The sequence below is a fragment of the Flavobacterium sp. TN-1 genome, from assembly GCF_052828645.1.
Genome location: NZ_CM128253.1, coordinates 228228 through 251703 on the forward strand (window position 1 = coordinate 228228; position 23476 = coordinate 251703).

Annotated in this window: 12 protein-coding genes, 4 tRNA genes and 4 rRNA genes; 9 read left to right on the top strand and 11 right to left on the bottom strand. The window is 35.2% G+C overall.

The annotated features are described in order from the left end of the window. Nucleotides 1–217: 217 nt before the first annotated feature. The 9 genes from ACUXZJ_RS00885 to ACUXZJ_RS00925 form a co-directional block, all read right to left on the bottom strand. Nucleotides 218–294: transfer RNA gene (locus ACUXZJ_RS00885), tRNA-Ala, on the bottom strand. Between the two features lie 152 nt (nucleotides 295–446). Then, nucleotides 447–520, bottom strand: a tRNA-Ile gene (locus tag ACUXZJ_RS00890). Nucleotides 521–592: 72 nt separating this feature from the next. Continuing rightward, a 16S ribosomal RNA gene (locus tag ACUXZJ_RS00895) occupies nucleotides 593–2108 on the bottom strand. Nucleotides 2109–2442: 334 nt separating this feature from the next. Further along, nucleotides 2443–2551 (bottom strand): 5S ribosomal RNA (gene rrf / locus ACUXZJ_RS00900). A gap of 181 nt (nucleotides 2552–2732) precedes the next feature. After that, nucleotides 2733–5609 (bottom strand): 23S ribosomal RNA (locus ACUXZJ_RS00905). Between the two features lie 219 nt (nucleotides 5610–5828). Next, nucleotides 5829–5905: transfer RNA gene (locus ACUXZJ_RS00910), tRNA-Ala, on the bottom strand. Nucleotides 5906–6057: 152 nt separating this feature from the next. Further along, nucleotides 6058–6131: transfer RNA gene (locus tag ACUXZJ_RS00915), tRNA-Ile, on the bottom strand. Between the two features lie 72 nt (nucleotides 6132–6203). Further along, nucleotides 6204–7719 (bottom strand): 16S ribosomal RNA (locus tag ACUXZJ_RS00920). The 16S, 23S and 5S rRNA genes sit together here with 4 tRNA genes alongside, the layout of an rRNA operon. Before the next feature lie 522 nt (nucleotides 7720–8241). Beyond that, nucleotides 8242–9492, bottom strand: a complete 1251-nt coding sequence (locus tag ACUXZJ_RS00925; protein WP_060381705.1) for an ABC transporter permease — start codon at nucleotides 9490–9492, stop codon at nucleotides 8242–8244. Between the two features lie 6 nt (nucleotides 9493–9498). Here ACUXZJ_RS00925 and ACUXZJ_RS00930 point away from each other — a divergent pair, with 6 nt between their 5' ends. Further along, nucleotides 9499–10746, top strand: a complete 1248-nt coding sequence (locus ACUXZJ_RS00930) for an exo-beta-N-acetylmuramidase NamZ family protein (protein ID WP_060381704.1) — start codon at nucleotides 9499–9501, stop codon at nucleotides 10744–10746. A 192-nt stretch (nucleotides 10747–10938) separates the two neighbouring features. On the opposite strand, the gene ACUXZJ_RS00935 is transcribed toward ACUXZJ_RS00930, so the two are convergent. Beyond that, a complete protein-coding gene (locus ACUXZJ_RS00935; protein WP_060381703.1) occupies nucleotides 10939–11526 on the bottom strand; it encodes a PAS domain-containing protein in 588 nt (195 codons plus the stop codon). 137 nt (nucleotides 11527–11663) lie between these two features. Continuing rightward, nucleotides 11664–12158 (bottom strand): YkgJ family cysteine cluster protein, encoded by a 495-nt coding sequence (locus ACUXZJ_RS00940; protein WP_060381702.1) that lies wholly within the window; start codon nucleotides 12156–12158, stop codon nucleotides 11664–11666. A 59-nt stretch (nucleotides 12159–12217) separates the two neighbouring features. Here ACUXZJ_RS00940 and ACUXZJ_RS00945 point away from each other — a divergent pair, with 59 nt between their 5' ends. The 8 genes from ACUXZJ_RS00945 (at nucleotide 12218) to ACUXZJ_RS00980 (ending at nucleotide 23432) form a co-directional block, all read left to right on the top strand. Continuing rightward, the gene (locus ACUXZJ_RS00945) at nucleotides 12218–12922 is read left to right on the top strand and encodes a class I SAM-dependent methyltransferase (RefSeq protein ID WP_060381701.1); all 705 of its coding nucleotides are present in this window, start codon (nucleotides 12218–12220) and stop codon (nucleotides 12920–12922) included. Nucleotides 12923–13278: 356 nt separating this feature from the next. Further along, nucleotides 13279–13716, top strand: coding sequence for a helix-turn-helix domain-containing protein (locus ACUXZJ_RS00950; protein WP_123861989.1), 438 nt, complete (start codon nucleotides 13279–13281; stop codon nucleotides 13714–13716). Nucleotides 13717–14037: 321 nt separating this feature from the next. Beyond that, nucleotides 14038–15633: a LamG-like jellyroll fold domain-containing protein gene (locus ACUXZJ_RS00955; RefSeq protein WP_088466326.1), complete on the top strand. Its 1596-nt coding sequence runs from the start codon at nucleotides 14038–14040 to the stop codon at nucleotides 15631–15633. 156 nt (nucleotides 15634–15789) lie between these two features. After that, a complete protein-coding gene (gene queA, locus ACUXZJ_RS00960) occupies nucleotides 15790–16839 on the top strand; it encodes a tRNA preQ1(34) S-adenosylmethionine ribosyltransferase-isomerase QueA (RefSeq protein WP_060381699.1) in 1050 nt (349 codons plus the stop codon). Nucleotides 16840–17736: 897 nt separating this feature from the next. Further along, nucleotides 17737–18630 (top strand): DNA/RNA non-specific endonuclease, encoded by an 894-nt coding sequence (locus ACUXZJ_RS00965; RefSeq protein ID WP_060381698.1) that lies wholly within the window; start codon nucleotides 17737–17739, stop codon nucleotides 18628–18630. A 97-nt stretch (nucleotides 18631–18727) separates the two neighbouring features. Next, on the top strand, nucleotides 18728–19999 hold the full coding sequence (gene kynU, locus ACUXZJ_RS00970; RefSeq protein WP_446195569.1) for a kynureninase: 1272 nt from the start codon (nucleotides 18728–18730) through the stop codon (nucleotides 19997–19999). A 55-nt stretch (nucleotides 20000–20054) separates the two neighbouring features. Continuing rightward, the gene (locus tag ACUXZJ_RS00975) at nucleotides 20055–22103 is read left to right on the top strand and encodes a T9SS type A sorting domain-containing protein (protein ID WP_446195571.1); all 2049 of its coding nucleotides are present in this window, start codon (nucleotides 20055–20057) and stop codon (nucleotides 22101–22103) included. Nucleotides 22104–22346: 243 nt separating this feature from the next. Next, complete coding sequence (locus ACUXZJ_RS00980) at nucleotides 22347–23432, top strand: agmatinase family protein (protein ID WP_060381695.1); 1086 nt, start codon at nucleotides 22347–22349, stop codon at nucleotides 23430–23432. Nucleotides 23433–23476: the final 44 nt, after the last annotated feature.

Consider the following 23476-nt stretch of genomic DNA (forward strand, 5'->3'; position numbering starts at 1 on the left):
TTCTTTTTTTTAGTGATTAGTTCTTAGTAATTAGTGACTAGCCCTAAGACTAATTACTATTCACTCTGTACTAATTACTAAAGTGTTCTTTCTACTTGTTTGTATGTTTATCTCAATATGTCAATGAACTTTATTCAATTTGAAGATTTGATGATTCGTTAATTTGAAGATGTTATTCATTTTCAAATTTTCAAATCAATTCATTTTCAAATCAATTTGGTGGAGAATATCGGAGTCGAACCGATGACCTCCTGCGTGCAAGGCAGGCGCTCTAGCCAGCTGAGCTAATCCCCCATTCTTTTTCTATTTTGAATGTTGATTTATATATTTTGAATTATTTTTCAAATTCATGATTTAAAATTTATAATTCAAAATTCGCTTCTAGAATTTCCTTTTAAACTTAATTTTTTTAAATTTTCAAATTAATCAATTTTCAAATTTACTTGTAGTCCCGGGCAGACTCGAACTGCCGACCCCTACATTATCAGTGTAGTACTCTAACCAGCTGAGCTACGAGACTCTGTATTTTAAGTCTTTTTTTTTTTGAATTAACAGCGAGAGTAAGGGTCTATTTTCTTTTTTTTGTCTCTAGAAAGGAGGTGTTCCAGCCGCACCTTCCGGTACGGCTACCTTGTTACGACTTAGCCCTAGTTACCAGTTTTACCCTAGGCAGCTCCTTGCGGTCACCGACTTCAGGTACCCCCAGCTTCCATGGCTTGACGGGCGGTGTGTACAAGGCCCGGGAACGTATTCACCGCAGCATGGCTGATCTGCGATTACTAGCGAATCCAGCTTCACGGAGTCGAGTTGCAGACTCCGATCCGAACTGAGAACGGTTTTGTAGATTCGCGCCTACTTGCGTAGTGGCTGCTCTCTGTACCGTCCATTGTAGCACGTGTGTAGCCCAAGGCGTAAGGGCCGTGATGATTTGACGTCATCCCCACCTTCCTCACGGTTTGCACCGGCAGTCTTGCTAGAGTTCCCGACTTGACTCGCTGGCAACTAGCAACAGGGGTTGCGCTCGTTATAGGACTTAACCTGACACCTCACGGCACGAGCTGACGACAACCATGCAGCACCTTGAAAAACGTCCGAAGAAAGATCTGTTTCCAAATCTGTCGTTTCCCATTTAAGCCTTGGTAAGGTTCCTCGCGTATCATCGAATTAAACCACATGCTCCTCCGCTTGTGCGGGCCCCCGTCAATTCCTTTGAGTTTCACTCTTGCGAGCGTACTCCCCAGGTGGGATACTTATCACTTTCGCTTAGCCACTCAGATTGCTCCAAACAGCTAGTATCCATCGTTTACGGCGTGGACTACCAGGGTATCTAATCCTGTTCGCTCCCCACGCTTTCGTCCATCAGCGTCAATGTACTCGTAGTAACCTGCCTTCGCAATTGGTATTCCATGTAATCTCTAAGCATTTCACCGCTACACTACATATTCTAGTTACTTCCAAGTAATTCAAGTCTTACAGTATCAATGGCCGTTTGATCGTTGAGCGACCAGATTTCACCACTGACTTATAAAACCGCCTACGGACCCTTTAAACCCAATGATTCCGGATAACGCTTGGATCCTCCGTATTACCGCGGCTGCTGGCACGGAGTTAGCCGATCCTTATTCTTACAGTACCGTCAAGCTCCCTCGCAAGGGAGTGTTTCTTCCTGTACAAAAGCAGTTTACAATCCATAGGACCGTCATCCTGCACGCGGCATGGCTGGTTCAGACTTGCGTCCATTGACCAATATTCCTCACTGCTGCCTCCCGTAGGAGTCTGGTCCGTGTCTCAGTACCAGTGTGGGGGATCTCCCTCTCAGGACCCCTACCCATCGTCGCCTTGGTGTGCCGTTACCACACCAACTAGCTAATGGGACGCATGCTCATCTTGTACCGTTGGAACTTTAATAATTAAATGATGCCATTTAATAATACTATGGGGTATTAATCCAAATTTCTCTGGGCTATCCCCCTGTACAAGGTAGATTGCATACGCGTTACGCACCCGTGCGCCGGTCTCAAAGGAGCAAGCTCCTTCTACCCCTCGACTTGCATGTGTTAAGCCTGCCGCTAGCGTTCATCCTGAGCCAGGATCAAACTCTTCATCGTATGTTTTTTATAGCTTTTGAGCTAAATATTTTTGACAAAGAATGCTAGTTTTCTTACTCTCTTATTTTTTTGTTTTAATATTGCTATTAAAACGTGCTGTCAATCCAATATGTCTATGAACTTGTTTCTTTTGTTTTTCGCTTTTGACTTATTGTCTTAGCGGCTGCAAAGGTAGTGTTTCTTTTAGTATTTCCAAGTGTTTTTTTACTTTTTTTTGAAAGTTTTTTATTTTCTTGGTTTTCTTTAATAATAGGAACGTAGTTGCTTTGCTGGGATAAAAAATCCCCTGTTTTGCAGGGGATTTTTATGTTTAATTCTGTTTTTTCAGAATAAAGAAAGGCGGCGATCTACTCTCCCACAGTATGCAGTACCATCGACGCAGGCGGGCTTAACTTCTCTGTTCGAAATGGGAAGAGGTGAGCCCCGCCGCAATAACCACCTTAAGGTTTTTAGTGATGAGTGATTAGTGAGAAGTGATTAGCTTAAATCTAGTCACTGGTTACTTATTACTTTTCACTGCAAGCTTTGCTTGCCAATATTTTAACATATTGAGATAAATATTCAATTTGGAAAGAATTTTACGCCCCACCCTTGCTCCTCCCCTTTGGGGAGGTTGGGTGGGGCACCAATAAGCTTACGGGTTATTAGTACTACTTGACTGTGACATTACTGCCTTTACATCTATAGCCTATCAACGTGGTGATCTTCCACGACCCTTAAAAGAAATCTCATCTTGTGGTGGGTTTCGCGCTTATATGCTTTCAGCGCTTATCCCTTCCCAACGTAGCTACTCTGCGGTGCTCCTGGCGGAACAACAGATACACCAGCGGTTGGTCCAACTCGGTCCTCTCGTACTAGAGTCAGATCCACTCAAATTTCTAACGCCCACAGTAGATAGAGACCGAACTGTCTCACGACGTTCTGAACCCAGCTCGCGTGCCACTTTAATGGGCGAACAGCCCAACCCTTGGGACCTTCTCCAGCCCCAGGATGTGACGAGCCGACATCGAGGTGCCAAACCCCCCCGTCGATATGAGCTCTTGGGGGAGATCAGCCTGTTATCCCCGGCGTACCTTTTATCCTTTGAGCGATGGCCCTTCCATGCGGAACCACCGGATCACTATGCTCTACTTTCGTACCTGATCGACCTGTATGTCTCTCAGTCAAGCTCCCTTTTGCCATTGCACTCTACGCACGGTTACCAAGCGTGCTGAGGGAACCTTTAGAAGCCTCCGTTACTCTTTTGGAGGCGACCACCCCAGTCAAACTACCCACCAAGCAATGTCCCCGCCAAGGGCGGGTTAGATCTCAGATAAGCAAAGGGTGGTATTTCAACAATGACTCCACAACGCCTGGCGACGCCATTTCATAGTCTCCCACCTATCCTACACATCACTTATCCAAGACCAATACTAAGCTATAGTAAAGGTGCACAGGGTCTTTTCGTCCCACTGCGGGTAATCGGCATCTTCACCGATACTACAATTTCACCGAGCTCATGGCTGAGACAGTGTCCAGATCGTTACACCATTCGTGCAGGTCGGAACTTACCCGACAAGGAATTTCGCTACCTTAGGACCGTTATAGTTACGGCCGCCGTTTACTGGGGCTTCAATTCAATGCTTCTGATTGCTCATAACATCTCCTCTTAACCTTCCAGCACCGGGCAGGTGTCAGGCCCTATACGTCATCTTACGATTTTGCAGAGCCCTGTGTTTTTGATAAACAGTCGCCTGGACCTTTTCACTGCGGCCAGCTTGCGCTGGCGACCTTTCTCCCGAAGTTACAGGTCTATTTTGCCTAATTCCTTAGCCATGAATCTCTCGAGCGCCTTAGGATACTCTCCTCAACTACCTGTGTCGGTTTACGGTACGGGTACTTATAATCTATGTTTAGAAGGTTTTCTTGGCAGCCTTTAGGTACTCTATCCCTTTGTCCGAAGACTCCGAGTACTATCGCATTTCACCAGTCCCAGCGGATTTGCCTACTGGGCCTATAGTTAGGTGCTTTAACGAACTATTCCGTCAGTTCGCGGTACTTTCACCACTGCGTCGCTCCATCACAATTATAAGTAGTACGGGAATATTAACCCGTTGGCCATCGACTGTTCCTTTCGGATTCGCCTTAGGACCCGACTAACCCGCAGCTGATTAGCATAGCTGCGGAAACCTTAGTTTTGCGGCGGGGGTGTTTCTCGCACCCCTTATCGTTACTTATGCCTACATTTTCTTTTCTAACTTCTCCAGCATCTCTCACAAGACACCTTCGGCGATGTTAGAATGCTCCCCTACCACTTGTACAGTGTACAAATCCATAGCTTCGGTAGTATGCTTATGCCCGATTATTATCCATGCTCGATCGCTCGACTAGTGAGCTGTTACGCACTCTTTAAATGAATGGCTGCTTCCAAGCCAACATCCTAGCTGTCGATGCAATCAAACCGCGTTTGTTCAACTTAGCATACATTTGGGGACCTTAGCTGATGGTCTGGGTTCTTTCCCTCTCGGACTTGGACCTTAGCACCCAAGCCCTCACTGCTGTGTATATTATATAGCATTCGGAGTTTGTCAGGAATTGGTAGGCGGTGAAGCCCCCGCATCCAATCAGTAGCTCTACCTCTATATAACTCAACCACAGCGCTGCACCTAAATGCATTTCGGGGAGTACGAGCTATTTCCGAGTTTGATTGGCCTTTCACCCCTACCCACAGGTCATCCGAAGACTTTTCAACGTCAACCGGTTCGGACCTCCACTGTGTGTTACCACAGCTTCATCCTGCCCATGGGTAGATCACACGGTTTCGCGTCTACCACTACTGACTATAGCGCCCTATTCAGACTCGCTTTCGCTACGGATCCGTGACTTAATCACTTAACCTTGCCAGTAACGGTAACTCGTAGGCTCATTATGCAAAAGGCACGCCGTCACAGCTTATGCTGCTCCGACCGCTTGTAGGCGTATGGTTTCAGGTTCTTTTTCACTCCGTTATTCACGGTTCTTTTCACCTTTCCCTCACGGTACTGGTTCACTATCGGTCTCTCAGGAGTATTTAGCCTTAGCGGATGGTCCCGCCAGATTCAGACAGGGTTTCTCGTGCCCCGCCCTACTCAGGATACCACTATTCTTTATATTCTTTGCTTATACGGGACTTTCACCTTCTTTGGTTAACCTTTCCAGGTTATTCTAATTCTGTTTATAAGAAATATTGTGGTCCTACAACCCCGTTATTGCCGTAACAACAACGGTTTGGGCTATTCCGCGTTCGCTCGCCACTACTTACGGAATCACTTTTGTTTTCTTCTCCTCCGCCTACTTAGATGTTTCAGTTCAGCGGGTTTGCCTCCTATTGGATAATGCATCTTCAATGCATTGGGTTGCCCCATTGGGATATCTACGGATCTATTCGTGTGTGCCAATCCCCGTAGCTTTTCGCAGCTTATCACGTCCTTCTTCGCCTCTGAGAGCCTAGGCATCCCCCATACGCCCTTATTTTGCTTATTGTTTTCTTTTTTTTAGTGATTAGTTCTTAGTAATTAGTGACTAGCCCTAAGACTAATTACTATTCACTCTGTACTAATTACTAAAGTGTTCTTTCTACTTGTTTGTATGTTTATCTCAATATGTCAATGAACTTTATTCAATTTGAAGATTTGATGATTCGTTAATTTGAAGATGTTATTCATTTTCAAATTTTCAAATCAATTCATTTTCAAATCAATTTGGTGGAGAATATCGGAGTCGAACCGATGACCTCCTGCGTGCAAGGCAGGCGCTCTAGCCAGCTGAGCTAATCCCCCATTCTTTTTCTATTTTGAATGTTGATTTATATATTTTGAATTATTTTTCAAATTCATGATTTAAAATTTATAATTCAAAATTCGCTTCTAGAATTTCCTTTTAAACTTAATTTTTTTAAATTTTCAAATTAATCAATTTTCAAATTTACTTGTAGTCCCGGGCAGACTCGAACTGCCGACCCCTACATTATCAGTGTAGTACTCTAACCAGCTGAGCTACGAGACTCTGTATTTTAAGTCTTTTTTTTTTTGAATTAACAGCGAGAGTAAGGGTCTATTTTCTTTTTTTTGTCTCTAGAAAGGAGGTGTTCCAGCCGCACCTTCCGGTACGGCTACCTTGTTACGACTTAGCCCTAGTTACCAGTTTTACCCTAGGCAGCTCCTTGCGGTCACCGACTTCAGGTACCCCCAGCTTCCATGGCTTGACGGGCGGTGTGTACAAGGCCCGGGAACGTATTCACCGCAGCATGGCTGATCTGCGATTACTAGCGAATCCAGCTTCACGGAGTCGAGTTGCAGACTCCGATCCGAACTGAGAACGGTTTTGTAGATTCGCGCCTACTTGCGTAGTGGCTGCTCTCTGTACCGTCCATTGTAGCACGTGTGTAGCCCAAGGCGTAAGGGCCGTGATGATTTGACGTCATCCCCACCTTCCTCACGGTTTGCACCGGCAGTCTTGCTAGAGTTCCCGACTTGACTCGCTGGCAACTAGCAACAGGGGTTGCGCTCGTTATAGGACTTAACCTGACACCTCACGGCACGAGCTGACGACAACCATGCAGCACCTTGAAAAACGTCCGAAGAAAGATCTGTTTCCAAATCTGTCGTTTCCCATTTAAGCCTTGGTAAGGTTCCTCGCGTATCATCGAATTAAACCACATGCTCCTCCGCTTGTGCGGGCCCCCGTCAATTCCTTTGAGTTTCACTCTTGCGAGCGTACTCCCCAGGTGGGATACTTATCACTTTCGCTTAGCCACTCAGATTGCTCCAAACAGCTAGTATCCATCGTTTACGGCGTGGACTACCAGGGTATCTAATCCTGTTCGCTCCCCACGCTTTCGTCCATCAGCGTCAATGTACTCGTAGTAACCTGCCTTCGCAATTGGTATTCCATGTAATCTCTAAGCATTTCACCGCTACACTACATATTCTAGTTACTTCCAAGTAATTCAAGTCTTACAGTATCAATGGCCGTTTGATCGTTGAGCGACCAGATTTCACCACTGACTTATAAAACCGCCTACGGACCCTTTAAACCCAATGATTCCGGATAACGCTTGGATCCTCCGTATTACCGCGGCTGCTGGCACGGAGTTAGCCGATCCTTATTCTTACAGTACCGTCAAGCTCCCTCGCAAGGGAGTGTTTCTTCCTGTACAAAAGCAGTTTACAATCCATAGGACCGTCATCCTGCACGCGGCATGGCTGGTTCAGACTTGCGTCCATTGACCAATATTCCTCACTGCTGCCTCCCGTAGGAGTCTGGTCCGTGTCTCAGTACCAGTGTGGGGGATCTCCCTCTCAGGACCCCTACCCATCGTCGCCTTGGTGTGCCGTTACCACACCAACTAGCTAATGGGACGCATGCTCATCTTGTACCGTTGGAACTTTAATAATTAAATGATGCCATTTAATAATACTATGGGGTATTAATCCAAATTTCTCTGGGCTATCCCCCTGTACAAGGTAGATTGCATACGCGTTACGCACCCGTGCGCCGGTCTCAAAGGAGCAAGCTCCTTCTACCCCTCGACTTGCATGTGTTAAGCCTGCCGCTAGCGTTCATCCTGAGCCAGGATCAAACTCTTCATCGTATGTTTTTTATAGCTTTTGAGCTAAATATTTTTGACAAAGAATGCTAGTTTTCTTACTCTCTTATTTTTTTGTTTTAATATTGCTATTAAAACGTGCTGTCAATCCAATATGTCTATGAACTTGTTTCTTTTGTTTTTCGCTTTTGACTTATTGTCTTAGCGGCTGCAAAGGTAAAACTTCTTTTTAAATTCGCAAGATTTTTTTTTGAAAACTTTTTTTGAAGTAAGCTTCTAAAATTTATCTTAAGGTTTTGTTAAAGAACTTCGCTGTTGCGGCTGCAAAGGTACGTTCTTTTTTTTGTTTTTTCCTAGTCTTTTTTTGCTTTTTTTGTTTTTTGTTTTTTAGTTGCTGTTTTTCAAATATTTAACTTTGTTTTTTATTTGTTTTGGGGTTTTTATTTGTTATTTTGGGTCGTGTTTGGTTCTAAAAAAATCGGTTTGTTTTCCTTTGTTATTCTTTTAGTATTTAGTATTGTATATTTTTTTTAAAAGGAGTTTTTTGATTCTAAAAGTTCTTTCCTTTTACATAAATTTTATAGCTTTTACAGGAGAAATTTTAGTAACTACATAGGACGGGATAAGCATTACTAGAAGACAAATTAAGACGGTGCCTATATTTAAGGAAATAATGGCAAACCAATTGATATCTACGGGTGCTGTGGTTACGTAATAATTTTCTGGATTGAGTTTTATTATTCCTAATTTTTGTTGAATAAATAAGAGTCCGATTCCTATAACATTACCCCACAACAATCCTTTTACAATTAAATGGATTGCATTGTATAAAAATATTTTTCTAATGGTCCAATTATCAGCTCCTATTGATTTTAAGATTCCAATCATTTGAGTTCGCTCTAAAATTAGGACTAATAAGGCAACTATCATATTTATGGTGGCTACAACAATCATAATAACAAGAATAACTACTATGTTAAAATCGAATAATTTGAGCCATTCAAAAATATAGTAATATTTTTGAGCAATCGTTTGGGTGTCTAATGCTTTAGTGGGATCTTCTTTATTTATTGTGTTATTATAGACTTCTACTCCTTTTGCTTCTATTTGATTAAAATTATGAAGAAAAACTTCAAAAGCTCCTACTTCTGTGTTTTTCCATTTATTTATTCGTTGGATATGACGAATGTCTCCTAAAATGTATACTGCATCAAATTCTTGAAAACCTGAATTATAAATACCTACTATTTTAAAAGAACGAAGGTTAGGTAGTTTTCCTTCTTCTTTCATAAAAAAGGTATTGCATTTATTTCCTATTTTTAGCAGGAGGCGATTTGCTAAATATTCGGAAATAATAACTTCGTTATTAAGTTTGGATTTTACATTGGGCAATTTTCCTTGCACTAGGTATTCTTTAATATTTTCCCAATCATATTCTTTTCCTACTCCTTTGAAAACAATACCTTCAAAAGATTTTTCAGTTCTAACAATGCCTGCTTTGGTTGCTACTGCTTGTATGTGTTTAATTCCTTCAACGGAGTTAAATTTTGGATAGAAATCTTGATTGGTTGATATGGGATCAAGACTTACTTGTGATTTATTATCATCAAAATTAGATATTATGATATGACCATTAAAAGCGGATACTTTCTGTCGTATTTTATTTTGTAATCCAACACCTGTTGCTACTGAAACAATCATCATTACCAGACCAATTGCGATAGCTGCTATAGCTATTTTTATTATTGGAGCAGAAATATTACTTTTACGTTCTTTAGTTCGTATTAGTCTATCAGCGATAAAAAATTCTAAATTCAATTGATAATGGTTTACAAATTGGTTTTCAAAAATACATTTTTATTCTTGCTTTTAACAATAGTTGTTTGTGGAAATTGCAAAAATAAAACAGAAGAGAGGGAATATAAAAAGTTTTTTATTAGAGAATTTACTACTTCTTTTGATGCTAACATACAAAATAGAAGTATTTTAACTGGTGCTGACAACAGTTCTGTTTATTTACCTTTATTAAGAGATAAAAAAGTAGGCATTGTAACTAATCAGACGGGAATTTTACAGGATAAAACTCATTTAGTTGACTTTTTAATAGGTAATAATATTAATTTACAAAAAATATACGCTCCTGAGCATGGGTTTAGAGGTACAGCTGATGCTGGAGAATTAATTAAGGATGGTAAGGATATTAAAACAGGGTTACCTATTATTTCTCTTTATGGTAGTAACAAAAAACCTAACTCAGATCAATTGACAGGAATTGAGATTATGGTTTTTGACTTACAGGATGTGGGTGTTCGTTTTTATACTTATATTTCTTCTTTACATTATGTTATGGAAGCTTGTGCTGAAAATAATATTCCTTTGTTGGTTTTGGACAGACCTAATCCTAACGGCGGTATAATAGATGGTCCGACTTTAGATCTTCAGTTTAAAAGTTTCGTTGGTATGCACCCCGTACCTGTATTACATGGAATGACTATAGGGGAATATGCGAAAATGATTAATGGTGAAAAATGGCTTAAAAATGGAATTGTATGTAATTTAAAAATTATTTCGTGTAAAAATTATAATCGCGAGATGTTTTATGATTTACCTATAAAGCCTTCTCCTAATTTGCCTAATGCACAAGCTATTAATCTATATGCGTCTCTTTGTTTTTTTGAGGGAACGAATGTAAGTGTAGGACGTGGTACTGAAAAACAATTTCAAATTTATGGTTCTCCTTATTTGATTGGAAATAATTTTATTTTTACTCCTTTACCAAATTTAGGTGCCAAGGATCCTATTTGGAATGGAAGAACTTGTTATGGAGAGGATTTGACTCAAATAAAAAAAGTAAGACAACTTGAGCTTAAATGGTTAATAAAGGCGTATAAGGAAAATTCTCAAACTATGAATCCTTTCTTTAATGATTTTTTCACAAAACTAGCTGGAAATAGACAACTTCAAGAGCAAATAGAAAATGGCGTTTCTGAAAGTGAAATTCGTAAATCTTGGAAGAAGGGTTTATTAAATTTTAAGAATATTAGATCCAAATATTTAAATAAGGAATATTGATTTTTCGCTTTTTTTTCACAAGAAGGTGTCCAAAAGCTACATTATTATTTAAATTTGTTCTAATGAGTCAAAGGAGTAATTTGCAAGTATTGCTTGTAATATTCTCTTGTTTATACTGAAGTAACAAATTTAATTTTAATCTTTTCTTAGGACACTTTCTATCTTTTAATTTTGCATTTACGTTTATTTTATCTATCCAAATAGTTTTCTTAAAAAACTTCTACTTTCTTCCTCTGTCATTCTTTTTTCTTCAAAATTAGAGTTTGAATATTTATCTATTACATATCTAATGTATTCTACATAGGTTTTACCTTCTTTTTCTAAAAATCCTTTTAAATAGTTTTCTCCTCCATCTGCACCGTAAAATTCTTCTAATTTTCTAATTCTATGATATAATGGTTCTATTTCTTTTTTTATTAAATCTTCAGGAACTGCAACTCTTCTTGCTTGATATCCTTTATTTCCGTCAACAATATCAAAATCTGTCAAAACCCAATAATATTCACCTGATTTAGCCATATTCTTTACAATACCATAAAAGTTTTCTCCTTTTTTTAGATTATCCCATAGGATTTTAAAAATGGCTTTAGGTGTATCTGGATGCCTAATTAAATTATGTGGTTGTTTTAATAATTCTTTTTCGGTATATCCCGAAACTTCTAAAAAGACATCGTTTACAGAAACTATGGTTCCATATTGGTCTGTTTTACTAATAATTGTTCTTGTTTTATTCCAATTAACTTCTCTATCAATAGGAACGGGCTTTGCTTTATCTAACATTCGTATTTTTTTAAAAAAACGGGCAAATGTTCAAAAAAACGAGAAACAAAAAACATGACAAATATCATATTAATAAAAAAAAATATAAATAAAAAAGAATTTCATAAATAAATTCAGAAATTTCCTATGTTTTTATTTTATAATGGTAATTTTTTTTTCATTTCTTCTACTATATTATAAGCTGCTGGGCAGATGGCAATGTTTTTTAATGTGAGATTTGTTATTTGTTGAAATTTTTTTCGATCTGTATGAGGAAATTCACGACATGCTTTAGGTCGTACTTCGTATATCATACAATAATTTTCAGTGTCTAAGAAAGTACATGGTAAATTTTGTAAGATGTAATCATTATCTTCATCTATTTTGAGATATTGCTGAATAAATTGTTGTGGTTTTAATCGAAAGTATTTGGCAATTCGCTCTATATCTGCTGTAGTAAATAAAGGGCCTGTGGTCTTACAACAATTAGCACATTTCAAACAATTACTTTTTCTAAATTCGGCATCATGCAATTCTTGCATTAGATAGTCTAGATTTTTTGGGGTTTTCTTTTTTAGCTTATCGAAATACTTTTTGTTTTCATTATGCTTATCTTTGGCAAGTTTACTAAGTTGGTTTAATTCTGGTTTCAAATTTCGAGTTTCAAATTAAACTACAAAGTTAAAACGTTAAACCTGAAACTTTATATAAAATGCTTGATTTATTTGGAAAGGCTTTATTAGATTATTATCACAATAACAATTCAGAACCTATTATTACAGAGACTAACATCTCTGAAGAGGATGAAATGGAGGTATCGTATCTTTTCAGAACGTTTGAAGAAATGCCTAAATTAGAAAGAAAAGCTCTTAAGTTAAGTAAAGGAAAAATATTAGATGTTGGTTGTGGAGCTGGTAGTCATAGTTTGTATTTACAGGAAAAAGGTTTCTATGTAAAGTCTATGGATATTTCAAAAAATGCAATAGAAACTTGTAAATTAAGAGGTCTTCAGAATACAATTACTGAAAGTTTAATTCATTTTGAAACGGAAGAAAAGTTTGATACCATTTTACTTTTAATGAATGGTACAGGTATTTTTGGCACACTAAAAGAGACTTCTAAGTATCTTCAAAAATTAAAAAACTTGCTAAGTGATAATGGTCAAATTATTATTGATTCTTCAGATATTATTTATATGTTTGATCAAGACGAAGATGGTGCTTTTGAGGTTCCTGCTGGTAGTTATTATGGAGAATTAGTGTTTACCATACATTATAAAGGAGAAACGGAGGTTTCTTTTCCTTGGCTCTATATGGACTATAATACACTACAGAATGCTTGTCATGCCAATGGTTTGGTATGTGAATTAATAGAAGAGGGAGACCATTTTGATTATTTAGCAAGAATTACAAAATAATTTTATATTGTTTTTAGTGTCTATAACTTTGTTTTTTTTTAAAAGATTTTTTTAGAATTTGCTTTTATTGGTTGTAATCTAAAACAGAGTCCTTTTTTATTTTGAAGTAAAATTAATATTAGAGAAGTTTCTTAGTGGATTTTTTACCCCAGATTATGCTTTATAATTTCACTACAGATAAAGGTTACTTTTAATATAAAAAAGGGTTCCTCTCTTTTAATCTAGAAGACTATGTCTATAAGAAAAATTTCTGTGCATTTATTCTTTATCCTTTTGTTTTCATCACAAAGTCTAACGCATAATCTGAGGGCTTAAATTATTTAGAAAGATATTTTTTTTGTTCTACAAAGAGTATTGTGATAGAAAAAATTAGTTTATATATTTTCTCTGGTAGTTATTTTTATTTAACTCCGAAAAAGAGTTATCCCATTTTAATTTTGAATTTACTAGAATATTTTTTGATTTTAGGCATGCCGAAAAAAATTCAAATAGTGATAAATGAAGATTTTGATTTTTTAGAAAAATTACTAACAAAGACATCAGGCTCTTTGAAGAAAGACCGAGTAAAGACCTTGATCCTAATTAAGAAAGGGAAATATGTTTATTATAGTGATATAGCTAAGAAGCTTGGGAGAACTGAAAAGACAGTAAGAGTTTGGGGTCAAGACTATTTAAAAAATGATATTTCTGAAATGTTATGCGTTAGAAGTGGAGGAAACAATACTAAGCAAATATCAGATAAAATGGCGAAGTCTGTTGAGCAGAAATTGACTGATTCAAAAACACTTATATAGAATTATTAAGATTACTTAAAGCAGGCTATGAGTTTTACATAAAGCTTTTTACAGTATTTTTAAAACTTAAATGGTATAACCAAAAAGATTACACAGAAAATAATAAAATAAAGCTGAATAAATAAACAAAAAAACATACTCTATAAACACCATTGAAAAATCAAAAAATACAGTTTGGATTAAGAGAAATATTATTGCCATATTGATTAAAAGGAATTTTTTTCAGCATTATTATTTTGTTAACTAAAAATAAGGTTTGGTAAACTCAAACCTTATTTCTTTTTAGCATCCATTTACTTTTGACTAAAAGTTTTAATTATCATGAAAAGAATTTTACAAATTTTAGTTTTAGGGACCACTTTTTTAGTCAATGCCCAAAGTCCCATTTATCATTTTAATTTTGATAATACATTATCAGATGTTAGTAATTCGGTTAGTTTTGTTCGTAACCCAGGAGTTGCAAGTACCGCAAATCCTACTTATTTGAGTGGTTATAATGGATCAATAGGAGTAAATATAAGTGGTACTTTTAATATTCAAGCAAATCTGCCTAATTTACCACAAGGAAATAATCCCAGAACAATTATGATGAGAGTTCGTTCATTTCCTTTAAATGGAGTAGAAAATCCTCTTTTTCAATATGGTTCCACAGCTCCTTTAGAATCGTTTGGATTAAAACACGACAAGGTTAGTACCGGAAATATAACCAGCTTTTGTGGAGGTAATGGAAATGAGATGACCATTACTTCTGATGGAATGGATACAAATCAATTTTATTTATTGACCGTAACGTATGATGGCTCAAATATTAAGATGTATAGAAATTCAAAACAATTATTTTCATACGCTATAAATTTGAATACAAATGGAACCCTTTTTAAAATAGGACAATTTTTACAAGATACAACCACTTATAATTCCGTTGGGTTTAGAATAGATGATTTAAAAATATTTAATGACTGTCTAACAATAGGTCAAATTAGCAAAGAATACGTATATAATTCCGATTTAAACAATGGATTAGTAGCTTTTTATGATTTTGAAAATAACTTAAATAGCCACAACGGATTACATGATCTTCAACCTAATGGAACAATTGGATATACTACAAGTACAGATGGAGGAAAAGCAGTTTCTTTTAACGAAACAGGGTTAGTATATAATACAAGTTTAAATACCGCATTAAGCCAACAAAATTACACAATCTGTTTTTGGGAATATAGACCAAGAAACGCCACAACATTGTATAGTACAAGTTACGAAATTTTTGGTTCTCAATATTTTAGAGAAAGACAAGGAAGCTTAAGAATTTCAGCAGCATATAATGCCACTAATGGCTTACCAGAAATTGAATTAAGAAACACTACTTTTTTAGGGTTATGGAAACATTATGCAATTACTTTCTCAAAATTAGGATCCAGTACTAACATAGCGGTTTACGAAGATGGAATTTTTAAAACTTCAACAAATATAAATCAGGCAGCAAATCTGTATAAATTTAATGATAAATTTACTATAGGAAGTGGGACAGATTCAAATGGAAACTTTATGAACGTTAAAAATTCAAACCTCTCTATTGATAAGTTTTTTATTTACAATAGAGTTCTAAAAGAATATGAAATAAATTTAATTAAAGATCAGCATCAAAACGCATTAAATTATACGTCCTTATCTTCGCCTGAATTTAATCAAAAAGACCTAAAAATTACACTTTATCCTAATCCCGTTAATCAAATTCTAAATATAGATATTGAAAATGAAATAAAATCCGCTCAAATATATAATCTACAAGGAAAAAAAATATACAAGTCTAGTAATAAACAAATAGATATGACAGATTTTAAAGAAGGAATATATATACTGCGAGTAGAAGATATAAATGAAAAAGTTGTTGTAAAACCAATCATTAAAAAGTAAAAATATTGCATATAAATCATTTGAGAAGGAATAAATAAAAGGAAATAAAAAAATAAATCTTAATTTACTTGACAACCCCTCTTTTGCAATTGTATATTTGCACCCTTGATTTTCAGAAGACTTCTGAAATTTAATTTCTAAAATTTAAAATAAAGTATGAAGTTATCCAATTTCAATTTTAATTTACCAGCTGAATTATTAGCTGAATACCCTGCGGAAAATCGTGATGAATCTCGTTTAATGGTAGTACACCGTAAAACAGGTGAAATTGAACACAAATTATTCAAAGATATTATTGAATATTTTGATGAAGGGGATGTAATGGTTGTAAATAATACTAAAGTATTCCCTGCACGTCTTTATGGAAATAAAGAAAAAACAGGTGCTCGTATTGAGGTATTCTTGTTAAGAGAGTTAAATGCAGAACAACGTTTGTGGGATGTATTGGTAGATCCAGCTCGTAAAATTCGTATTGGAAACAAATTATACTTTGGTGATGATGATTCATTAGTAGCAGAAGTAATTGATAATACAACTTCTCGTGGAAGAACATTACGTTTCTTGTACGATGGATCCTATGAAGAATTTCGCCAGAAATTAGTAGATTTAGGAGAAACGCCAATTCCGAAGTACATTAACCGAGAAGTAACAGAAGAAGATGCGGAACGTTATCAAACCATTTACGCTAAAGAAGAAGGAGCCGTTGCAGCACCTACCGCAGGTTTACACTTCTCAAAACACCTAATGAAACGTTTGGAAATAAAAGGTATTAATTTTGCTGAAGTAACTCTACATGTAGGTTTAGGAACTTTTAATCCAGTTGAAGTAGAAGATTTATCAAAACATAAAATGGATTCAGAAGAAGTCTTAATTTCAGAAGAAGCTTGTGAAACCGTTAATAAAGCTAAATCAAATAAAAAGAGAGTATGTGCTATAGGAACTACTACCATGCGCGCTATGGAAAGCTCTGTTTCATCTAATAAAACATTAAATCCTTATCAAGGATGGACTAATAAATTTATTTTCCCTCCTTATGATTTTTCCGTTGCAGATTGTATGGTTACGAATTTTCATACACCCAAATCAACTTTATTAATGATGATCTCTGCTTTCTGTGGTCATGACCTTATGATGAAAGCTTATAAAGAAGCAGTAGAACAAAAATACCGATTCTATTCATACGGTGATGCTATGTTAATCTTATAATACATATCACTTATACTTCAAAAGAGTTATCTAAAAATCGGATTAAGAACAATTATTTTAAATAAAGAATTGACTTAATCTGTTAAAAAATATCATTTTTAGATAACTCTTTTGTAATTAACAACATACTTACTTCAAAAAAAGTCAACTTTAAATTCAATTTAAAGAACTCTTCAATTATTCTATTAAAACTCCTAGAAATTAAAATCTATTATAACTTCCAACTACTTTATTATAAATAATACCATTTAAGCTTTGAAATTTCCTCATAATACTTTTTTTTAACCTTGAGACTGTCCAAAAAGTTCGCAATCTTTCATTTCAACCAAAGGGAGAAATCACATAATGTTCATCATAATACTCCTCCTTACCGGAGTGACAAACCGCACGTTGATTTAGGCACTACCCTACAAAAGCAATAAAAATTGGCGTTGGTTCTCGATGTGCTTCGCACTCGAACTAATCATAATTTCAATTATATACTCAACTATTTATTCGAGTTGTTTTAAAATAACAAAAAAAACAGATCGAGAATTTTTCTTTTTAATCCAGTATATTTTAAGTTTAAATGATATACCCCCTAAACATTAAAAAGAACAAGCTTCATTTTAAATGTAAAAATTATAAATACCACCCCTATATATCATACTCCTTAGCATTTGAAATGATATTCACTTATGAGATACAATCCGCACAAGATTGAAAAGTTGTTTTCCTAAATTTTAGATTTTCAAAACAAGATGTAGTTAAAAAAATAGCGTTTTACTAAAAAAGCAAAAGAAATCTAAAACATCTTGTCGTTTTTGATTTGTATTTATTTCCTTTTATAACATTAACTTAACATTTAATCATTTTATAAAAAGTACCTTTGCCGGAATTTTAAAAAAACAATAAAAAATGAAGAAAATTAAAAGACTAACCTGTCTTATTTTAGCTTGCCAAACACTAGTATTTTGTTCCCATGAAGAAGAAATTAGCTCAAACACAGAAACTTTAAAAGCAGAAAATCTGCGTAAAATCCAAAAGGCATCAAGCACCGATAACGGAGATCTATTATTAGGAAACCCATCTAATGCTAATCAAGATGATGTAAATAATTATTTATCACCAAAAAATAATTATGTTATTTCTTATAATAACAAAAAAGGTACACCTAACTGGGTGAGCTGGCATTTAGACTATAGAAATTTTGGTAATACAGATCGTACAGATGATTTTAGATCAGATAATACATTATCTTCATCTAATTTCTTTTTAGTTTCTCCTAACCATTACAAAGATAGTGGTTTTGATCGTGGTCACATGTGTCCTTCAGCAGATAGAACAAACACCTTTCAAGCAAATTCAGAAACGTTCTTAATGACCAATATGGTACCTCAATCACCTAAGAATAATCAACAAACTTGGGGTGGTTTTGAAGAGCGTTTAAGACAATTTGTGCGTAATAACCAAAAAGAAGTATACATTGTAGCAGGTGTTTATGGACAAGGAGGTACAGGTAGAAAAGGAGGTACTACAACATTCTTAGCAAATGGTAAAATATGTGTTCCTGCAAGTACTTGGAAAGTAGCATTATTGTTAGATGAAGGAACAAACGATTTAAATAGAATTAATACTGATACAGAAGTAATTGCAATTGAAGTTCCTAACAATCAAAATATAGATAAAGATTGGAAAAAATATATTGTTAAAGTTTCTGATTTAGAGACAAAAACAGGTTATAGATTTTTCTCAGAATTAAATGATACTATAGCTAAAAAATTAAAAGCTAAGATGTATTCAGGAAAATAATACTATCATAAAAAATGTTAAAAAGCCACTTGTTTAAACAAGTGGCTTTTTTTGTTCTTCTTACTTTCCGTATATTTACAAGCTGAAATTCTTCAAAATGACTTTTCAAAATACACTTGACTTCGCACAACAATTAGATATACAGGATGAATTAAAAAACTATCGTTCTGAATTTATATTTCCCCAACACAACAAAAAAAATGTAATTTATTTTACAGGAAATTCACTAGGCTTACAACCCAAAAGAGCAAAAAAATATGTAGATGAAATAATGAATGATTGGGCCAGTCTTGCCGTTGAAGGACACTTTTATGCAAAAAAACCTTGGTGGGATTATCAAGAACGTTTTGCTGAACCTCTAAGTAAAATAGTGGGAGCAAAACCCAACGAAATAACGGTTATGAATACCTTAACAGTAAACTTACACCTCTTAATGGTATCCTTTTATCAACCCACTCAAAAAAGGTACAAAATTATTTGCGAAGAAAAGGCATTTCCCTCAGATCAATATATGCTTCAAAGCCAAATAAAATTCCATGGATTTGAACCTAAAGACACCCTAATAGAAATCAAACGAAGAGAAGGAGAACACACAATTCGGTTAGAAGATATTATAGAAAAAATAAAGGAAACAGGAAATGAGCTAGCATTAGTTTTATGGGGAGGTGTTAATTATTACACAGGTCAAGTTTTTGATATACAATCTATTACAGAAGCAGGACATAAAGTAGGAGCCAAAGTAGGCTTTGACTTAGCACATGCCGCTGGAAATGTAGAATTAAAACTTAACGAATGGAATGTAGATTTTGCAGCTTGGTGCTCTTATAAATATATGAATTCAGGACCAGGAAATGCTTCTGGATGTTTTATACACGAAAAACATCATCAGGCTAATTTACCCCGTTTTGCTGGTTGGTGGGGACATAATAAGGAAAGAAGATTTAAAATGGAACCTCATTTTGATCCTATTCTTGGAGCAGATGGTTGGCAAGTAAGTAATTTGCCCGTATTATCCTTAGCACCCTATCTAGCTTCCGTTGAAATCTTTGCCGAAGTAGGAATGGAAAAATTAATAAAAAAACGTAACCAATTAACTGCTTATTTAGAATTTATCCTGCGTGAAATTAGTCAAAATATCCCAGGAACCCAATTTGAAATAATTACACCAAACAACCCAAAAGAAAGAGCATGCCAATTGTCAGTCTATTTACACGGACAAGGGAGAAACCTTTTTGATTATTTAATGGCTAATGGCGTAATTGCTGATTGGCGCGAACCTAATGTAATCCGGTTGGCACCTGCACCTTTCTATTGTTCATACGAAGACATGTATAGATTTGGTGAAATTCTAATTCGATTTTTAAAATAATAGGTTGTTTATGAATTGTCTCTAGAGAGTTCATTTCAACAAAAATTGATTATATATGAAGAAAGAATTGTATCCTATTGTGTTATTGATGTTCAGTAGTGTATTTTTAAATGCACAAACAACAAACAAAGAGAAAATAGCATTAGACTTTATTCATGGTAAAGCCAATAGTAATGAGCGGAAAACGCGAGAAGAATTTAAATTAAAAAATGTAAGAAAAGGAAAATCAGGAGAAACCCTACGTTTTCAGCAAGAATTAAAAGGAATCCCTGTATTTGGAGCGGAATATGTAGTAAACTTTGATAACGACGAAAAAATAGCCTTTTCAACAAATAGTTATGACGCTACAGTAGAAAAAATTAATGTAACCCCAACTCTAGATACAGAAACAGCTTTAAAAAAAGCAAAGAAAACCCTAGAAGCTAAAGGAAATTTACATTTTGAAGAATCTAAACTTTTTGTTTATAATCTTACGAAGCCCACTAGATTAGCTTATAAAATTAACCTCCAATACGATGATAAACCAGGAGATTGGGAAATATTTGTTGATGCTCATACAGGGGAAATCATAAGTTTAAAAGATGTAGCGGTTTATCACCATAAAAAAGAGACCCCAAACACTAAAAAAATAAATGAATCTAAAATACCATACGCTTTTAGAAGCGGAAGAGCCATGGTGTTTAATCCTGATCCCCTTTCAGTTGGTAGAAATACCTATGGAGTAGGAGATTATATAGATAATGGAGATAATACAAATGAAAGTTTAAATAATGCAAGAGTTAACGTTGAATTACCAGAAATAAGTTTTGCTTCTGGTAATTATAGACTAAAAAGTTCTTATTGTGATATTGGAGATTTTGAACAACCCAAAAATGGATTTTTCGAACAAAAATCTAATTTTTTTAATTTCACACGTGATCAAGAAGGGTTTGAAGCTGTTAATGCCTTCTATCATATAGATAAAAACTTAAGATATATACGAAATACTTTAGGAATTGTCTGTGTGCCAAGAAAAAATAATGGCTTAGTTATTTTTGATCCTCATGGAGATACTTCCCATTATTTAGAATCTTCTGAGAAGATAGCTCTAGGAATAAACGAAATAGATGGAGGAGAAGATGCAGACATTATTTTACATGAGTTAGGACACGGGGTACATCATTGGATTACAGGAGGACGTAGTTCATTCGTTGAAGGTCTTGGAGAAGGATGTGGCGATTATTGGGCACAATCATATAGTAGAAGCTTAAATCAATGGTTACCAACAGATCAAGAATATCATTTTTTATTTAATTGGGACGGACATAACGAATATTGGGAAGGAAGAACAACAAATTATCCTGAAAAATATCCTCAAGGATTAAAAGGAGCTATTCATACAGATGGTCAAATTTGGGCTACAGCATTGATGAAAATTTATGATATAATGGGAAGAAAAAAAACAGATACTGCTTTTTTGGAAGAACTAGCTTTAACAAATTCTGCATCAGGTCAGGCACAAGCTGCTAACGCATTTCGTCAAGCCGCAATAAATATGAATTACCCATGTTCTGATATTGATACTATAACAAGAATCTTCAATGATACAGGTTATGGACTAAGAAATGTACCATTTACATTAAATGTACCAGCTAATAAAAAAGAGCAGACAGGAGGAGGAAATGTTTTTGTGTTACCTGATTATAGATTACAATGCAATGCAATAGTTGCTGGTTGCGATGCTGTTTTAACACAAAATCCTTTACCCAACACAAACGTAGCTCCAGGAAATCATATAATTACTATTACGGCAGTTTCCCCTTCAAATGGAATGGCAGCAATAAATAAGACATTTAATTTAACAGTTGAAAGTAGTTTATCTAATGATCAATTTGTTAAACTTGAATTTAGTATTTCTCCTAATCCAGCAAATAACACCATTACACTTAGTGGAGAAGAATTAATAAACAAAAAAATGGAAATATTTAACATTTTAGGACAAAAAATCATAAGCAAAGAAATGTTATCTAATGAAAACTCAGTAGACATATCATCATTAAATAAAGGCGTTTATTTTGTAAAGTTTCAAGGAACAAATGGAACTAAAAAATTTATAAAAAAATAATTTAATCCAACAAAATAAACTGTGTAAACAAAAAACGGTTAAAAGAAAAAAATAATAAATCCGCATACCTATTGAACATTTCTCTTTGTTTATCACATCAAGATGATATTTAAAAGAAGAATTATTACCTTTGTTAACAGATTAAGAAAAATAACAAAAGGACTTTTAAAACGTATGAAATAATTAAAACGAAAAGCTTTATTTTTTCTATTCTTTAATCTTTCGTATTTCAATCTAAAAAATATGACAAAACAACAAATTATAGCCAATTTTGATCCATCGCAACCAGGATTAGCAGATGCTACCATTTTTGGTTTACCTTTTTCATCAGAAGATTCCGAGATTATAGTAATTCCTGTGCCTTGGGAAGTAACCGTAAGTTATGGAGCAGGTGCCTCCGAAGGACCTGATGCGGTTATGGATGCTTCCTTTCAAGTAGATTTAAATCACCAAGACTTTCCCGAACTTTGGAAATTAGGAATTTATATGGATGATGCACCTAAACATTGGAAATCTAATTCTGATAAATATAAATCATTAGCACAACCCATAATTGAAGCTTTAGAAGCAGGTGAAGATATAGAAACCTTTCCTGTCCTACAATCAGACTTGGATAAAATAAATAAAGCCTGTAGAGAATTGCATACAGAAGTAAAAGAAAAAGTACTTTCTTGGATGTCTAAAGGAAAGAAAGTAGTACTTTTAGGAGGAGATCATTCTACACCTCTTGGTTATTATGAAGCACTTGCCTCTAAATATGAAGAATACGGCATCTTACATTTAGATGCACACATGGATTTACGTATAGCCTACGAAGGTTTTACCTATTCACATGCGTCTATCATGTATAATGCTTTACAAATCCCACAAATTTCTAAAATTGTACAAGTTGGTATCCGTGATTTTTGTGAACAAGAAGTAGAAGTTGTTCATAAATCAAAAGGTCGTGTTTTAGTACATACAGATGCTGATCTAAAAACTGAAACATTTGAAGGTAAAACTTGGTCACAACAATGTGATGCCATTATTTCATCACTACCTCAAAAAGTGTGTATCTCATTTGATATAGACGGAATGTACCCATGGTATTGTCCTAATACAGGAACACCCGTTCCTGGTGGTTTTTCTTTTGAGCAGGCAACGTATTTATTCAATAAATTAGCAGAAAGTGGAAAAGAAATTATAGGTTTTGATCTAGTAGAGGTAGCCCCAGGTGAAGATGATTGGGATGGTAACGTAGGAGCGCGTATGTTATTTCACATGTGCGGTGTGTTAGCTAAAAACAACGGAATGAATACAGGAAACCGTATTGCTTTTCCTAGAAAATAATAAAAATCATTTCTTGACTTAAGACGGGCAAATTTGCTCGTCTT

Coding starts and splice junctions, on each gene's coding strand:
- ACUXZJ_RS00930 (WP_060381704.1), top strand. CDS start 9,499: ATGGTTTACAAATTGGTTTTCAAAAATACATTTTTATTCTTGCTTTTA.
- ACUXZJ_RS00935 (WP_060381703.1), bottom strand. CDS start 11,526: ATGTTAGATAAAGCAAAGCCCGTTCCTATTGATAGAGAAGTTAATTGG.
- ACUXZJ_RS00945 (WP_060381701.1), top strand. CDS start 12,218: ATGCTTGATTTATTTGGAAAGGCTTTATTAGATTATTATCACAATAAC.
- ACUXZJ_RS00955 (WP_088466326.1), top strand. CDS start 14,038: ATGAAAAGAATTTTACAAATTTTAGTTTTAGGGACCACTTTTTTAGTC.
- queA (WP_060381699.1), top strand. CDS start 15,790: ATGAAGTTATCCAATTTCAATTTTAATTTACCAGCTGAATTATTAGCT.
- ACUXZJ_RS00965 (WP_060381698.1), top strand. CDS start 17,737: ATGAAGAAAATTAAAAGACTAACCTGTCTTATTTTAGCTTGCCAAACA.
- kynU (WP_446195569.1), top strand. CDS start 18,728: ATGACTTTTCAAAATACACTTGACTTCGCACAACAATTAGATATACAG.
- ACUXZJ_RS00975 (WP_446195571.1), top strand. CDS start 20,055: ATGAAGAAAGAATTGTATCCTATTGTGTTATTGATGTTCAGTAGTGTA.
- ACUXZJ_RS00980 (WP_060381695.1), top strand. CDS start 22,347: ATGACAAAACAACAAATTATAGCCAATTTTGATCCATCGCAACCAGGA.